The sequence below is a fragment of the Pseudomonas sp. DCB_AW genome, from assembly GCF_026240895.1.
Classification (GTDB): domain Bacteria; phylum Pseudomonadota; class Gammaproteobacteria; order Pseudomonadales; family Pseudomonadaceae; genus Aquipseudomonas; species Aquipseudomonas kermanshahensis.
In genome coordinates this window covers 93,947-108,818 of the sequence record NZ_JAPFCE010000002.1, presented here as the reverse complement: position 1 = coordinate 108,818, position 14,872 = coordinate 93,947, and the positions used below count along the sequence as shown (strand labels likewise).

Genomic DNA, 14,872 nt, shown 5'->3' with positions numbered 1-14,872 from the left:
GCTCATTCGTTCATCAACCCACCACGGCTGGGTCACCCACCGATTGATTGGGCTTGCTCCCGGAAATACGCCAGCTCACGGCGGTAATCCCATATCGTTCGGCCATTGGCCTGCTGACTTTCTTGATCTTTTCCCGCCCGAATTTCGGAATGATGCCGATGCCCGCATCACAGCTGGCCCAATGCCAGGCCTCGGCATTGTCCAACCGTTCCAGGCGGATGATGAAACTGCGCGGTTGGCCATGCAGTTGGTAGTCGATGATGTACAGCTGTGGACCAGGCATCGCAGGGGCCTCCTCTTCTCCATGGATGACCTTTTGATTGATCTGGGCAGTGCCAGAAAATTCAAAAAATTTGCCAACCTAGGTCAATCGCTACGGTCGCCGTCCGCCGCCATGGCTGTTCTGGCCACCCTTGCGGCCGGCTTCAGCGGCGCGTTCACGGTCGTTGGCGAAGTTGCCGCCCGACACCTTGCCGCCTTTGTGCCCGGCGCGGGAGGCTTTTTCCCGGTCGTTGGCGAAATTGCCCGAGTTGGTTTCCTTGGTGCCGCCGCGCTGGCTGGTACGTTCCTGATCACGTGCCATGTGGTATCTCCTTGCGATGGAAAGGTTGCTGGGCCGTACCTTGATTCCGAGCCAGCAAACACGGGCAATGCTCAATCGAATTGCACACGGCTGACGGGTGGCGCCAAACGTCCCCAGGCCAAATGCTTGCGTGGCGGCATTAGGCATGCACGCTCCACTGGGTGGAATCGGACTCGATCGGCAGTTCGTCGATGGCATGGATCAGCCCGCTCTCCAGTGCCTCCTCGGGCCCCAGTATCCGCGGGTAGGCCATCAGGTAACGGGGCACGTCCAGCACTTCGGCACTGCCTTCGGTTCGCTCTGCCACGATTTGAGCGTACAGCCGCAGGTCGTAATCCAGGCTCATGGCGTATTCGGCCATCCTGGCGTGGTCGACCGACCCGTGCAGCGTCCAATGGAAGGGGTGAAACAAGAATTTGCTGAACGCGCAGGCGGTGCGATGCTCGCCCGCCAGAAACAGGATGTTGCCCATCGATTCCACCGTCCCCAGGTTGTGGGTATGCAGCGGAATCGGCAGCGCCCGCAGGAAGTTGTACAAGGTAAACCCGTAGCTGCACTCCCCGCCCATGGTCGCGATGTTCAGTTGCAGCAGCTGTGCGCCCTGCTGCATGGCGCGCGAACAGGTGTTGATCAGGTTGCCGCAGGTGGATGAGTTGATCGGCCCGGTGAAATGGATGATGTGTCTGGCCATGTTTGCCTCCAGGGTTGGCGGTTCATGCCGGTGAATGGCCAATCCGTCATGGGGTGTAGTCGTCTTTTGCACCCGCTATGCGGTGGAGACGCCAACTGCGGCAAAGTTCAACTCTGCGTGCATTCCCCGTTGGTCAACCGTGCTGAACCTCACGGCCGCGCATCAGTCGCACCTTCAGAGCGACCTCTCAAAAAGCTGGCAATGAGGAAGGCAGCGTGAGCGAGATCCGTATTGGTATATCAGGTTGGCGCTATGGCCCTTGGCGCAAGGATTTCTACCCCAAAGGGCTGCGCCAGGACAATGAACTCGCGTTCGCCTCGCGGGCAGTCAACAGCATCGAGATCAATGGCTCGTTTTATAGCCTGCAGACGCCCGAACGGTATCGGGGGTGGCGTGAGGAGACGCCAGACGGCTTTGTATTCTCGGTAAAGGCACCGCGCTACATCACCCATGTACGGCGGCTCAAGGACATCGAAGCGCCGGTGGCCAATTTCTTTGCTTCCGGGCCTTTGTTGCTGGGCGACAAGCTGGGCCCGTTTCTGTGGCAGTTCCCACCCAACATGAAGTTCGACGAAGCACGCTTTGCGCGGTTTCTGGCGCTGCTGCCGCGTAACCGAAAAGCGGCGCGCGAATGCGCACAAGGGTGTGACGAGCGGCTCAAGGGCAATGGCGGAACTGACATCAAAGGCAACGCACGCTTGCGCCACGCCGTGGAAATCCGCCACGAGAGCTTTCTTTGCGAAGCCTTCGTGAAGCTGTTGCGCAAACACCGTGTGGCGCTGGTCGTGGCCGACAGTGCAGGGAAATGGCCCTATGTCGAAGATGTCACGGCCGATTTCGTCTACATGCGCCTGCACGGTGATGTGGAGCTCTACAGCAGTGGCTACACGGCGCAGGCCTTGCGCCGCTGGAAACAGCGCATTCTGCGCTGGAGCCAAGGCAGCCAGGCAGACGACGCACACACCGTGCTACCCGGCGCACCGCCCAAGCGGGCCACGCGTGATATCTACTGCTACTTCGACAACGACCAGAAGGTCCATGCGCCCTACGATGCCCGGCGCCTTCTGGAGAAGTTGAAGCTGGACTATGACCTGCTCACCGAACCCGGTGTCGACCCGGAGGTTGAGCTGTGAACAAGACCTTGCCCACACCGCGCTGCATTATCGACAACGTCACCACGGTGCAAAGGCTGACCGTGCTGACTCTCAACGTGCACAAGGGCTTCACCGCCTTCAACCGGCGTTTCATCCTGCCTGAGCTGCGCGATGCCGTGCGCGCCACCGGCGCCGACCTGGTGTTTCTTCAGGAGGTGCACGGCAGCCACCAGCAGCATGCCGAGCGCCACGCAGCCTGGCCGGAAACGCCGCAGTACGAGTTTCTGGCCGACAGCATGTGGCCGCAGTTCGCCTATGGCCGTAACGCTGTGTACCCCCATGGCGACCACGGCAATGCCTTGCTGTCGAAATTCCCCATCAGCCAGTTCGACAACCGGGATGTTTCCATCGACGGCAATGAGCAGCGTGGCCTGCTCCATTGCCGCCTGGAGGTGCCTGGGCATAAAGAGGTGCATGCAGTGTGCGTGCACTTGGGCCTGCGGGAATCACACCGCCAGCGCCAGGTGCGCCTGTTGCTCGAGCTGCTCGACAGCTTGCCGCCCGATGCGCCGGTGATCATTGCCGGCGATTTCAATGACTGGCGCCTGAAAGCGGATGTGGCGCTGTCCGAACACTTGGTCGAAGCCTTTGGCGAGCGTTTCGGCACCCCGGCGCGCAGTTTTCCGGCGCGCTTGCCGCTGCTGCGGCTTGACCGCATCTACCTGCGCAATGCCATGCCGAGCAAGGCGCAGGTGCTGTCGAAATACCCATGGTCGCACCTTTCCGACCATGCCCCCCTCACTGCGGAGATCAGCCTATGAACCGACCTTGGCTAGAGGGCAACAGCGTGCAGTTGTTGATCAATGGCGAACAGTATTACCCACGCGTGTTTGAAGCGATGGCCCAGGCGCGGGAGGAAATCCTGCTGGAGACGTTCATCATCTTCGATGACAAGGTCGGCCAGCAGTTGCAGCAGGTGCTGATAGACGCCGCGCAGCGCGGCGTGCGCGTCGAAGTGGCGGTCGATGGTTACGGCACTGCCGACCTGCCCGACACGTTCATCTCGGCCATGACCGAAGCCGGCGTCAACTTTCATGCCTTCGACCCACAGCCCCGGCTGGTGGGCATGCGCACCAACCTGTTCCGCCGCCTGCACCGCAAGATCGTGGTCATCGATGGGCAGCGCGCGTTCATCGGCGGTATCAACTACAGTGCCGATCACCTGGGCGACTACGGCCCCATGGCCAAGCAGGACTATGCCGTGGAGGTTACCGGCCCGGTGGTTGCGCAGGTGCATGCCACCAGCCGTCGCCTGATGTCCCCCGTGCTGCAGCCACCCAGTGAGGTGCGGCCTGTCACCGAGCCCACCGGGGCTATCACTGCCCTGCTGGTCGAGCGCGACAATGGCCAGCGCAGAACGGCCATCGAAGCCCAGTACCTGCAAGCTTTCCGCGCTGCCCGGCAGCGTATCGTGGTGGCCAATGCCTATTTCTTTCCGGGTTACCGGTTGCTGCGGGAGCTGCGCAATGCGGCGCGGCGTGGGGTGGACGTGACCTTGATCTTGCAAGGCCAGCCAGACATGCGCTGGGTGCGGGCCTTGTCGCGGCTGCTGTACAACTACCTGCTGCGTGACGGTGTGCACATTCATGAATACTGCCGCCGACCTTTGCATGGCAAGGTCGCGCTGGTCGATGATCAGTGGGCTACTGTCGGCTCGAGCAATCTCGACCCCTTGAGCTTGTCGTTGAACCTTGAAGCCAACCTGTTCATCCGCGATCACGGCTTCAACCAACAGTTGCACCAGCACCTGCAGTCGCTGGCCAGCGAACAGTGCAAGGCCGTCACCCTGGAGCGCATGGTGCGCGGTTACTGGTGGCGGGCGCCGCTGATTTTCCTGTGCTTCCACGCCATACGTCACTTTCCGCGCATTGCCGGCTGGTTCCCGGCGCACCGCCAGCGCCTGCGCTCGGTGCAGCCGGAGGTGGAAGCCCACGGCGATATGCATGAGGGCCAGACGTGATGGCCCGTAAACGTTGGCAAATCTGGGCCAAGCGCCTGTTCACCTTGCTCTTCCTTTTGTTGATTCCAGCCTTGCTGTTCATGCTGGCGCGCAACCTGGACTGGAACGAGGTGCGCCAGTCGCTGCTGGCCTACAAGCCTGGCACTTTAGCGATCGGGTTGGCGGTTGCGCTGTTCAGCTACCTGACGTTTGCCAGCTACGACCTGCTGGCGCGTGCCTATACAGGCCACAACCTGCCTGCCAGGCAGGTGTTGCCTGTGGCTTTCGTCTGTTATGCCTTCAACCTTAACTTCACCACCTGGGTGGGCGGCGTCGCGTTGCGTTATCGGCTGTACGGCCGGCTAGGTCTGGATACCGCGACCATCACCCGCATCCTGACCCTTGGCTTACTCACCAACTGGATGGGCTACATGCTGTTGGCGGGTACGGTATTCGCCCTGCGCCTGGTAGACCTGCCGGACAGCTGGGCAGTCGGGGCAACGGGGTTGCAACTGATCGGCTTTGGCTTGCTGGCAATCGCCATCGGCTACTTGCTGGCCTGCGGCTTTGCGAAAAAACGCACCTGGCAATGGCGTGAACACGAAGTCACCTTGCCTGGCTGGCGTCTGGCGCTGGCCCAGGTTGCCCTTGGCGCCAGCAACTGGGCGTTGATGGCCCTGCTGATCTTCTGGTTGCTGCCTGGCGAAGCCTTCTACCCGTCGATCCTCGGGATACTGCTGATCAGTTGCGTGGCGGGCGTGGTTGCGCACATCCCGGCTGGGCTTGGCGTGCTTGAGACGGTGTTTCTGGCATTGCTGCATGGCCAGATGCAACAGGGCACGCTGGTAGCGGCGTTGCTGGGGTATCGCACGCTGTATTACCTGCTTCCGCTGCTGTTGGCAGTCATCACGTACCTGATTCTGGAGAAACGCGCCAAGGCCATGCGCCAGCGTGATAATCCGGCCTAGCGCTCTACAGGGCCTCGGCGCGGGGAATTGGGGCTGCTGCGCAGCCCATCGCAGCGGTTCGGCGCCCCGACAAGCCAGCTCCTACACGGAATCTCGCTCTCCTGTAGGAGCTGGCTTGCCGGCGATGGGCCGCGCAGCGGCCCCGATCAATTAGGACTTATCCTCCTCATCAACCACATCATCGGTCCACGGCTCACCGTCCAATGGCGCCGAACGCGCCAGTTCAGCCTCATCCAACCCAAAGCCGCCGCCAATCTCGTTAGCATTGACCTGCCGCAACGACTGGTCTGCCGGCCCTTCGCCGTCACCCTCTTCAAACGGGTCGCGAGCACCGGTCTCGTCCAGCAAGGTATCCGGGCTCATGTCGTCATAAGTGACGTTGTCTTCGTGCAGGCTGTCGCTCAACGCTTCGCCACCCGTCATGCCGCTTTCTGCGACGCGCTGTGGCGGAAACGCGTGCTCATCTTCACGGGCAGGTCGTTCGTCGCCCACCCGCCCTTCGCGTTCGTCGTGACGGTCACTGAAGTCCAGCTCATGGACACTGCCCATGCGGTCTTCGGTGTCGTCGATTTCGGTAGGTGTGTAAGGCTTGGGTTCATCGGGGCTAGACATGTGCGTACTCCGTCAGTGGGCTATACACGGTCGACTGCGCCCACCACGGGAAAATTCAGAGTTTTTACGCCGCGGGCTGGGCCGCTTGTTGCGCACGGTGCAGTTCATTGGTCAGGTGCAGCCGCATCGCTGCCCGGGCGGCATCGGCGTCCTGGTGCGCGAGTGCAGCATAAATCTGCTCGCGCTCACGCACCTGTTGTGCGCGTTGCTGTTGGGTGACGTTGCTCTGCGCGCCACGCATCAAGGTATCGGCCAGGTGGCGCATGGCATCGATAAAGAAGCTGTTGCCGGTGCACAGGGCAATTTGCAGGTGAAACTCGAATACGATACGCATGCTGTCCTGGTGCAACGGCCCCACGGCATTGGCTTCGCCCAAGGCGTCGGCAATGGCCTGCAACTGGCTTGACGTAGCACGCTGCGCAGCAAGCGCGGCGCACTCCACCTCCAGGCTCAGGCGCAATTCGATGAGCGCCACCGCATCGAGGGCGCTGCCCTTCTCGTGCTGGCTGTCCTGAAAGTCGCCTGGCCGGGTGGTGTCGACCACGAACGTGCCGATGCCTCGGCGGGTTTCGACCAGGCCCTCTGCCTGCAGCCGCGACATCGCTTCGCGAACCACGGTACGGCTGACCTTGCGCGCCTCGGTAAAGGCTTGTTCGGTCGGCAACTTGGTGCCAGCCGGTAGCTCGCCGGCCAGTATGCTACGTGACAGTTCAAGCACCAGTTGCTGGGCCAGGCTGACACGTCGTTCAGGGTTGACGCGCTCCATCAGAGGATCCATTCAAAAACCAGACGATGAACGATTGTAACCGCAGTTTTACGTCAAAACGCACTATAATGCCCGCTGATCTCACAAGAGCACGATGATGTCTGACCTCACGGCTATTGCCCGAATCAAACCTCGCCGCCTGGCCGAATCGTTGGTCGAACGCTTTGCCCAACGCATGCGTGACGGCACCCTCAAACGCGGCGACAAACTGCCCACCGAAACGCAGATCATGGCCGCCGAAAGCGTCAGTCGCTCGGTAGTGCGTGATGCCTTGTCGCGCATGCAGGCGGCAGGCCTGGTCGAGACCCAGCATGGCGTCGGCACCTTCGTCCTCGACATGCCGGCCCCCGAAGGCTTCAACGTCGGGCCCGCCACCATTGTGCTGTTGTCCGACGTCCTCGACCTGCTGGAGTTCCGCCTAAGCCTGGAAGTCCAGGCTGCAGGCATGGCCGCCGAACGGGCCACGCCGCAGGCCATCGACGAGCTGGAACAAGCATTGCACGCGTTGCTGCAAGGCCCGGAAAAGTCGGGCAGTACCACCAACGCCGACTTCCAGTTCCACCTGAAGATCGCCAAAGCGGCCGGCAACCCGTACCTCATCGATATCATGAAACACCTGGGCACCAAGCTGATCCCGCGCACCCGGATGAACTCCGCCTATACCGGGCAGAGCAACCGCAGCACCTACCTGGCGGGGATCAACGCCGAACACCAGCAAATCTTCGACGCCATCGTCAGCAAGCAGGTCGATGCGGCGCGTGCGGCCATGTTCCTGCATTTGAGCAATAGCCGCATGCGCCTGCGCGAGGCGCAGAAACACCAGGCTGTCTACAGCGAGTGAGCCGCTTCAGGCGCCGGTTGCACATCCTCGAAGACCAATCCGTCGCTGGCACTGACCTGCCACGGGTTGGCACTGCCGGTTTCGCTGAAGTGGACCGTGTCGAACCGTGAGCCCTTCAAACCATCGATCTTGGCCTTGGCCGGCCCGCTGAAACGCACGCGCTCGAAGGACAGGCCTTGGTGATAAGCGCCGTGCAGGCTGTCGCCCTTGACCTCGATCGCCGCCAGTTGGGCATTCTCGACCGTGACATTGCTAACCCGCACATCGCGGAACTGGCCGGCGATGGTCGACTTCTTGTAGTCCAGCTTGGCGTTCGGGTCGTTGTAGTCGAGGGTGAAGATGAACGCCTGCTTGACCGTGTTGCGCATCGCCGAATCGCGGAACACCACATTACGCGCGCCACCGCCCATGAAGTTGGTGCTCTTCATGCGTAAGCCGGTATCGGTGCCGTCAGACACGTTATCTTCGGCCAGGATGTTCTGGATCCACGCCCCCGTGTGGCTGCCGGCCACGACCATGCCGTGGCCCTTGCGGAAGTAGTTGTTGAAGATCCACGCGTCTTCCTGGGGCTTTTGCTTGACCGCATCGGCGCCGGTGCCGGCTGCGAAGTTGACGCAGTCATCGCCGGTGTCGAAGAAGTTGTTGAACACCAATGCGCCGCGGCTGTTGGCGAATTCGATGCCATCGCCGTTGTTGGCGTCGTAGGTCTTGTGCGTGGTGTTGGCCAGCACCACGTTTTCGGTCTCCAGGTTCATGATGCCGTGATAAGCCGGGTTGAGGACCGTGAAGCCGCCATAGAACACGTTCTTGACGTTGCGCAAGGTGACCAGCGACGAGCGCATTTGGCCATAGGCGTCCTTGACGTTCATGCCTTCGGCCACGGCGCGAGCGACCTGGGCCTTGGCCAGCACGCCGTCCTGCAGGTAGCGGGTGTTGTCGCTCGGCAGGTAGAACGGCAGCGGTTGGCCACGTTCATCGACGATGTCGGCGTTGCGCTTCCAGCCATTACCATCAATGACCCCCTTGCCGACGATGCGTATGTTCTCGAATGCCTGGTGCGCACGCGGGTCACGCGGCAAGGCGTTGATCAGCGAGGCCGGGCGTACGGTGGTGGAGTACGGGTACTGGATATAGCCATCGCGGGGGTAATCTTCGGCGCGCTCGGACCCGAGCAGGGTCGCGCCCTCGGCGATTTCCAGGGTCATGTTGCTTTTGAGGTACAGCGCGCCGCTTTTGTAGGTACCTGCTGGCAGCAGCACTTTGCAGCCGACGGTACAGGCGTCGATGGCCTTCTGGATGGCGGCGGTATCGAGGGTCTGGCCGTCGCCCTTGGCGCCATAGTGGCGCACGTCGAACAGTGCCGGCACGGCGGTAGTACGTTGGACGATTACCGGGCTGTCGGCCGATTCCTTGCCGGCGTGGTCCACCGACCGCACGGTGAAGCGGTATTCAGTGTCGGGGGCCAGGCCAACTGCGGTGTAGCTGTGGATGGCGATACGGTGGTGGAAATTGCGCGTGTCCTGCTCGTAGAAGCGGTCGATATAGGGTTTGGCCGGGGACACGTGCCCGTTGTTGGCGTTGCTGCCACCGAGCAGCTTGCCATTGGCGTAGACGTGGTAATCGGCGATGTCGGCAAGGTCGGCGGGTTTCTCCCAGACCAGAATTATCTGCTGGTCGTCGTAGGCCAGCGTCGGGACCAGCACTTTGCTCGGCGCTTCGAGTGCCCAAAGGGGTGAACTGAAGCCGAGTGCCAGGACAGTCAACAGTGATCGGGTGGTCGCGGTGTTTGCATGCGGCATGGGGTTATCTTCCTTGTTATAGCGCTATGCACAGTCGTTGTAGGAGCAGCCTTGTGCTGCGAAGAGGCCATCCCAGCCAAAGAAAACGGTGGGTAATACCGGCCTCTTCGCAGCGCAAGGCTGCTCCTACACAAAGCGTGTGTCAGCTGACGTTACGTACTGATTCAGCACTGAAATCGCGGCTGGCCTGCACCAGCATGCGGGTGTAGTCGTGGCTGGCCAGGTCCTGGCTCAAGGCTTGGCTGTCCAGGCGCTCGACAATCCGCCCCTGTTGCATCACCGCGACCTTGTCGCACAAATGGCTGACCACACCCAGGTCGTGGGTCACCATCAGGTAGGTGAGTTTCTCGCGCTGACGCAGGTCCGCCAGCAGGTTGAGAATCTCTGCCTGCACCGACACATCGAGCGCCGACGTCGGCTCGTCCAGCAGCAACACCCGGGGTTCGAGAATCAGCGCCCGGGCGATCGCCACGCGCTGGCGTTGCCCGCCTGACAGCTGGTGCGGGTAGCGGTAACGGAAGCTGTCGTTCAAGCCGACCTTGACCAGGATGTCGTTGATGCGGTCATCGCGCTCGCCCAGGCCATGAATGGTCAACGGCTCGCGCAACGCGGTGTCGATGGTGTGCCGCGGGTGCAGCGAACCGTAAGGGTCCTGGAACACCATCTGCACCTTGCGAAAGTGCTCCTTGGGCAGCTTGTGCTGCAGCGGGACGCCGGCAATGCTCAGCGCCCCGCTCCAGTGCCGGTACTGCCCAGCCAGGCAGCGCAAGACCGTGGTCTTGCCCGAACCCGACTCGCCCACCAGGCCGAACGACTCGCCGTCTTCGACCGTCAGGTCGACATCGTGCAGCACCTGGTTGCAGGCGGCGCCCACACCAAAACTCAGGTTCAGCGATTGTGCTTGGATCATGCTCATGTCAGTTCCCTCAGCAGGTGAGCCACAGCGGGTCGCGTTGCAGGACCGGCAGGCGTGGGCGGCGGTTGTCCATGCTCGGCAGGGCCGCCAGCAGGCCACGGGTATAGGGGTGTTCGGCATATTGCAGGTCGCAGGCGGCCAGCGACTCGACCACCCGTCCGGCGTACATCACCAGCACTCGGTCGCAGTAATTGCGAACCAGGTTGAGGTCGTGGCTGACGAAAATCAGCCCCATCTGCTGTTCCACCACCAGTTCTTCGAGCACATTGAGCACCTGCTGGCGTACCGACACATCCAGCGCCGAGGTCGGTTCATCCGCGATGATCACCTCCGGGTTGGTGATGACCATCATGGCGATCATGATGCGCTGGCCCATGCCGCCGCTGACTTCATGCGGGTACAGGTTGTAGACCCGCTTGGGGTCACGGATATGGACCTTTTCCAGCATCAGCAAGACCCGCTCGCGGGCCTCGCTGCGGCTGGCCTTGTGGTGCGCCAGGTAGGCTTCGGCAATCTGATCGCCCACCTTGACCACCGGGTTGAGCGAGTACTTGGGGTCTTGCATGATCATCGAAATGCGCTGGCCGCGAATCTTCTGCATGGCCTTTTCGCTGGCACTGAGCAAGTCGACATCGCCGAACTGCAGGGCCTTGGCAGTGATCTGCGTGCTATTGGGGTGCAGCTTGAGCAGGCTGCGCCCGACGGTGGACTTGCCCGAACCGGACTCGCCGACAATGGCGAGCTTCTCGCGGCCCAAGGTGAACGACACATCGCGTACCGCGTGCATTTCTTTCTTGCCATTGACGAAGCGCACATTGAGCGAATCGACAGTGAGTTTGAGCGTCGACATAAAGCCTCCAGTTACTCGCTACGCGGGTCGAGAATGTCCCGCAGGCCATCGCCCAACAGGTTGAACGCCAGGCTCACCAGCATGATCGCAGCCCCCGGTACGGCCACCAGCCACCAGCATTCGAGCATGTAGCGTCGGCCGGTGGAGATCATCGCGCCCCACTCCGGCAACGGCGCCTGCGCGCCCAGGCCAAGAAAGCCCAATGCAGCCGCGGTGAGGATGATGCCGGCCATGTTCATGGTCAGGCGGATGATCACCGACGACAGGCACATCGGCACAATGTGCCGCAGGATGATCCGCGTCGACGACGCGCCCTGCAGCTCGACCGCAACGACGAAGTCAGCCTTGCGCAGCGACAGCGTTTCGGCCCGCGCCAGGCGAGCGATTGGCGGCCACGAGGTCAGCGCGATGGCGACCACGGCATGCTCCAGGCCAGGGCCGAGCGCAGCGATGAACGCCAGCGCCAGCACCAGGCTTGGGAACGAGATGAAAATATCGGTGATGCGCATGAACACGGTGTCGACGACGCCACCGAAATACCCCGACACCGTGCCGATGAACAACCCGATCGGGCCGACGATCACGGTCACCAGGGTAATGATGTACAGGGTGATACGTGAGCCATACACCAGCCGGCTGAAGATGTCGCGGCCGTACTCGTCGGTGCCGAACCAGTGCGCGGCACCGGGCGCCTGCAGGGCGTTGGCGAGGTTTTGCACGACCGGGTCATGGGTGGCGATCCACGGCGCGAAGGCGGCGACCACCACCAGCAGCAAGGCCACCAGCAGGCCAGCCAGGGTCATCGGGTTGCGCAGCAGGTGGCGCAGCACCCGCAGGCTGCTTTTGTACAGCGCATCGACACTGGACGCAGGTGTGTTGTCGGCCTGCGGCTTGTCGCTTGAAACGGTAGAAGACAGGTTGGCAATCATCGGCATGTTCTCGATGTGAAATCATGGCCACCTGGGGCGCCCGCAGACGCCCTCGGCAGTGTTCAGCGTTGCTTGTAGACGCCCAGGTATCGGGTCGCCTCGGCGTCGTCGCCGGTGAAGCCCTTGACGTCCACTGCACTGACGGCGGTGTCGGTCATCTGCGAGATCATCATGATCGGGCCGACCTGTTGGTCGTAACGCTGCTGTGCCTGGTGGTACAGGTTCAGGCGCTTGCCGGCGTCACGCTCGACCCCAGCCTGGTCGATCAGCGCATTCAGCTGTTGGTCGAAGAACGATGCGCGCCAGCCCTGGAAGTTGGGCAGCCCGGCGGCATCGCTGTTGTCGGGGTTGTAGACGAAGGTGCGCAGGCTGAAGTACGGGTGCGGGTAGCGTTCGGCCCCACGGGCCACGATCATTTCGAAGTTGCGCGCACGCATGGCGCCGTACACCTGGTTGCCGGTGCCGGTGACAATGCTGGCCTTGATGCCGCCTTCGGCCAGGGTCGATTGCATGCGCGCGGCAATGTCGATAAAGGGCGGTTCGGACAGCGTCCGCAGGGTGGTGCTGAAGCCTTGCGGGTAGCCGGCTTCGCTCAGCAACGCCTTGGCTTTGGCCACGTCGAGCCGGTAGCCAGGGTCTGGCAGGCGCGCGTCCAGGCCCAGTTGCATCGGCTGCTGGTTGAGCATGCCGTAATGCGGCATGACCTGTTCGTCGATGCCTTTGTAATCAATCAGGTAACGCACGGCTTCACGTACCTTCGGGTTGGCGAACTCAGGCTGCTTCATGCTCATCGCCACGTAGTACATGGTGCCGCGCTGCAAGGGCTGCACCTGCAACTGGTCAGAGCGCTCGACGGCTTTGATATCCGGTGCGGCCATGCCGTAGGCGAGGTCCAGGTCACCGCGTTCGAGCATCAGGCGCAGCGATTGTGACTCGGTCATGTGCCGCACCAGCACCCGCTTCATTTTCGCCGGGCCAGCCCAGTAGCCGTCAAAACGGTTCATCACCAACGCATCGTTGGCACTCCACTTGGCCAGCGTGAACGGGCCGCTACCCGCTTCATGGGTGACCAGCCAGGCGGCGCCGAGGTCGCCGTTTTTTTCGTGCTTCAGCACTTCTAGGCGGTCGACGATGACCGCACTGGGCGAGGTCGCCAGCGAGTCGATCAGCAGCAGCGGGTCGGTCGGTTGTGGCAAGTCGACCACCAGGGTCTGTGCATCGGTGGCGCGAATCAGCGCCTGGATGTTGTCGACGTTGTAGCCGTAGGCCTTCCAGGTGGTGGCCAGGCCGAAGTTGAGCTTCATCACCCGGTACAACGACCAGGCCACGTCCTCGGCGGTCAGCGGGTTGCCGGAATGGAATTTGACGTCGTTGCGCAAATGGAAGGTGATCTGCTTGCCGTCTTCGCTGATGTCCCAGCGTTCGGCCAGCTGTGGCAGGTGTTTTTCCGGGTTGCCCTGGTCGCGCTTGACCAAGGTGTCGTACAGGTTGGCGTTGACCCCGGAGGCATCCAGGCCCGGCGCATTGGCTGGGTCGATGGAAAACAGGTTGACCATGCTCATGCCGACGATCAACTGGTCGGCAGGGGTCTTGGCCTGCACGGCAGCCATCGGCGCCAGGGCCAGGATTGCACCCAGCAGGCTCATGTGCAGCGGGGGAAGTGCAGTCTTCATGTGGGCGTCCTTCTTTTTATAGTTATGCAATGTGTTCACGCAGCCCCTGGGGGCTTAGCGGGTCCTTGGGTCGAACACCTTGTACAGGGCATCGCTGATCAGGTTGAGGGCGACGAAGATCAGGCCGATCACCAGCACGCAGCCCATCACTGCGTTCATGTCACCGAGCATCAGGCTGCTGGTGAGGTATTGGCCAAAGCCCGGCCAGGCGAACACCGTCTCGATCAGCACCGCGCCTTCGAGCAGCGAGCCGTAGGCCAGCGCCACCACGGTCAGCAGTTGCACGAGGATGTTGCGAAACGCATGGCCCCACACCACCTGGCGCCGCGACAGGCCCTTGACCCGCGCCGTGATGATGTATTCCTGCGACAACTGCTCGAGCATGAAGCTGCGCGTCATGCGGCTGATATAGGCCACCGAGTTCAAGCCCAGGATCAGCCCCGGCAAGATGATGTGGCGCAAGGCACTGCTGAACGCCTCCCAGTCACGCGCCAGGGCGGTGTCGATCAGCAGCAGGCCGGTCACGTCCGGGACCATGCCGTCGTAGGCGAGGTCGATACGCCCTGCCCCGCCCGCCCAGCCGAGCCAGGCGTAGAACACCAGCAGGCCCATCATGCCCACCCAGAAAATCGGCGTGGAGTAACCGAACAAAGTGATCACCCGGGCCACATGGTCGCCCAGCTTGCCCTGGTTGCTGGCGGCAACCACACCCAGCGGCAGGCCGATGAGGATGCCGAACAGGATCGCCAGCGTGGCCAGCTCGATGGTCGCCGGGAACACCCGCTTGATGTCCTCCAGCACCGGGTGGCCGGTGAGCAGCGCATTGCCGAAATCACCGTGCAGCAAATCGTTGAGGTACAGCCCGAACTGGGTCCAGATCGGCTTGTCCAGGCCCATCGCCTGGTAGACCTGATCATAGGTGGAGCTGTCGGCGTCCGGCCCGACCACGGCCAGCACCGGGTCCAGCGGCATCACCCGACCAATGAAAAACGTCAGCGCCAACAGGCCGAGCAAGGTCACCAGGACCGTGCTGGCGCGTCGGGCAGTGGCAGACACGCGCGTGCCCAGCACAGAGGCAGTCGAAAGCAACATAACAGGCTCCTGAAAAAGCGTTCAGCAAACACCGAGGCGTAAGGGGCGCGGGCGCCCCC

16 protein-coding genes are annotated in these 14,872 nt (G+C 62.2%); 5 read left to right on the top strand and 11 right to left on the bottom strand.

The features are described from left to right. Nucleotides 1–13: 13 nt before the first annotated feature. The 3 genes from OO306_RS02390 to OO306_RS02380 all read right to left on the bottom strand — a co-directional run bounded on the left by OO306_RS02390 (nucleotide 14) and on the right by OO306_RS02380 (nucleotide 1,274). A complete protein-coding gene (locus OO306_RS02390; RefSeq protein WP_027593236.1) occupies nucleotides 14–283 on the bottom strand; it encodes a DUF6555 family protein in 270 nt (89 codons plus the stop codon). Between the two features lie 90 nt (nucleotides 284–373). After that, nucleotides 374–583 carry a general stress protein gene (locus OO306_RS02385; RefSeq protein WP_027593235.1) on the bottom strand — a complete coding sequence of 70 codons (210 nt, stop codon included), beginning with the start codon at nucleotides 581–583 and terminating at the stop codon, nucleotides 374–376. A 139-nt stretch (nucleotides 584–722) separates the two neighbouring features. Further along, complete coding sequence (locus tag OO306_RS02380; RefSeq protein ID WP_027593234.1) at nucleotides 723–1,274, bottom strand: ATP-dependent Clp protease proteolytic subunit; 552 nt, start codon at nucleotides 1,272–1,274, stop codon at nucleotides 723–725. Nucleotides 1,275–1,489: 215 nt separating this feature from the next. On the opposite strand from OO306_RS02380, the gene OO306_RS02375 reads away from it, so the two are divergent. Genes OO306_RS02375 through OO306_RS02360 form a run of 4 tightly spaced genes read left to right on the top strand, consistent with a single transcriptional unit; the run spans nucleotide 1,490 to nucleotide 5,335 of the window. Next, nucleotides 1,490–2,407, top strand: coding sequence for a DUF72 domain-containing protein (locus OO306_RS02375; protein ID WP_265967554.1), 918 nt, complete (start codon nucleotides 1,490–1,492; stop codon nucleotides 2,405–2,407). Next, a complete protein-coding gene (locus OO306_RS02370) occupies nucleotides 2,404–3,189 on the top strand; it encodes an endonuclease/exonuclease/phosphatase family protein (protein ID WP_027593232.1) in 786 nt (261 codons plus the stop codon). The genes OO306_RS02375 and OO306_RS02370 overlap by 4 nt, the downstream gene beginning before the upstream one ends. Then, nucleotides 3,186–4,388 carry a cardiolipin synthase ClsB gene (gene clsB / locus OO306_RS02365; RefSeq protein ID WP_027593231.1) on the top strand — a complete coding sequence of 401 codons (1,203 nt, stop codon included), beginning with the start codon at nucleotides 3,186–3,188 and terminating at the stop codon, nucleotides 4,386–4,388. The genes OO306_RS02370 and clsB overlap by 4 nt, the downstream gene beginning before the upstream one ends. Continuing rightward, nucleotides 4,388–5,335, top strand: coding sequence for a lysylphosphatidylglycerol synthase domain-containing protein (locus tag OO306_RS02360; RefSeq protein WP_027593230.1), 948 nt, complete (start codon nucleotides 4,388–4,390; stop codon nucleotides 5,333–5,335). The genes clsB and OO306_RS02360 overlap by 1 nt, the downstream gene beginning before the upstream one ends. Nucleotides 5,336–5,485: 150 nt before the next feature. Here the strand turns inward: OO306_RS02360 and OO306_RS02355 are convergent, their stop codons facing one another. Further along, nucleotides 5,486–5,947, bottom strand: a complete 462-nt coding sequence (locus tag OO306_RS02355) for a phosphotransferase system, HPr-related protein (protein WP_265967553.1) — start codon at nucleotides 5,945–5,947, stop codon at nucleotides 5,486–5,488. Nucleotides 5,948–6,011: 64 nt separating this feature from the next. After that, nucleotides 6,012–6,713 carry a FadR/GntR family transcriptional regulator gene (locus OO306_RS02350; protein ID WP_265967552.1) on the bottom strand — a complete coding sequence of 234 codons (702 nt, stop codon included), beginning with the start codon at nucleotides 6,711–6,713 and terminating at the stop codon, nucleotides 6,012–6,014. Nucleotides 6,714–6,810: 97 nt separating this feature from the next. Here OO306_RS02350 and OO306_RS02345 point away from each other — a divergent pair, with 97 nt between their 5' ends. Continuing rightward, nucleotides 6,811–7,554 (top strand): FadR/GntR family transcriptional regulator, encoded by a 744-nt coding sequence (locus OO306_RS02345; protein ID WP_099429352.1) that lies wholly within the window; start codon nucleotides 6,811–6,813, stop codon nucleotides 7,552–7,554. Here the strand turns inward: OO306_RS02345 and OO306_RS02340 are convergent. The 6 genes from OO306_RS02340 to OO306_RS02315 form a co-directional block, all read right to left on the bottom strand. Then, nucleotides 7,542–9,353, bottom strand: coding sequence for a glycoside hydrolase family 28 protein (locus tag OO306_RS02340; protein WP_265967551.1), 1,812 nt, complete (start codon nucleotides 9,351–9,353; stop codon nucleotides 7,542–7,544). The genes OO306_RS02345 and OO306_RS02340 overlap by 13 nt on opposite strands. 142 nt (nucleotides 9,354–9,495) lie before the next feature. Then, nucleotides 9,496–10,269, bottom strand: coding sequence for an ABC transporter ATP-binding protein (locus OO306_RS02335; protein WP_027593225.1), 774 nt, complete (start codon nucleotides 10,267–10,269; stop codon nucleotides 9,496–9,498). Nucleotides 10,270–10,279: 10 nt separating this feature from the next. Further along, entirely contained in the window at nucleotides 10,280–11,119 is an 840-nt protein-coding gene (locus OO306_RS02330) for an ABC transporter ATP-binding protein (protein ID WP_099429354.1), read from the bottom strand. Between the two features lie 11 nt (nucleotides 11,120–11,130). After that, entirely contained in the window at nucleotides 11,131–12,048 is a 918-nt protein-coding gene (locus tag OO306_RS02325; protein WP_033694009.1) for an ABC transporter permease, read from the bottom strand. Between the two features lie 62 nt (nucleotides 12,049–12,110). Continuing rightward, nucleotides 12,111–13,721, bottom strand: a complete 1,611-nt coding sequence (locus tag OO306_RS02320; RefSeq protein WP_027593222.1) for an ABC transporter substrate-binding protein — start codon at nucleotides 13,719–13,721, stop codon at nucleotides 12,111–12,113. Between the two features lie 54 nt (nucleotides 13,722–13,775). Beyond that, entirely contained in the window at nucleotides 13,776–14,813 is a 1,038-nt protein-coding gene (locus tag OO306_RS02315; RefSeq protein ID WP_027593221.1) for an ABC transporter permease, read from the bottom strand. Nucleotides 14,814–14,872: the final 59 nt, after the last annotated feature.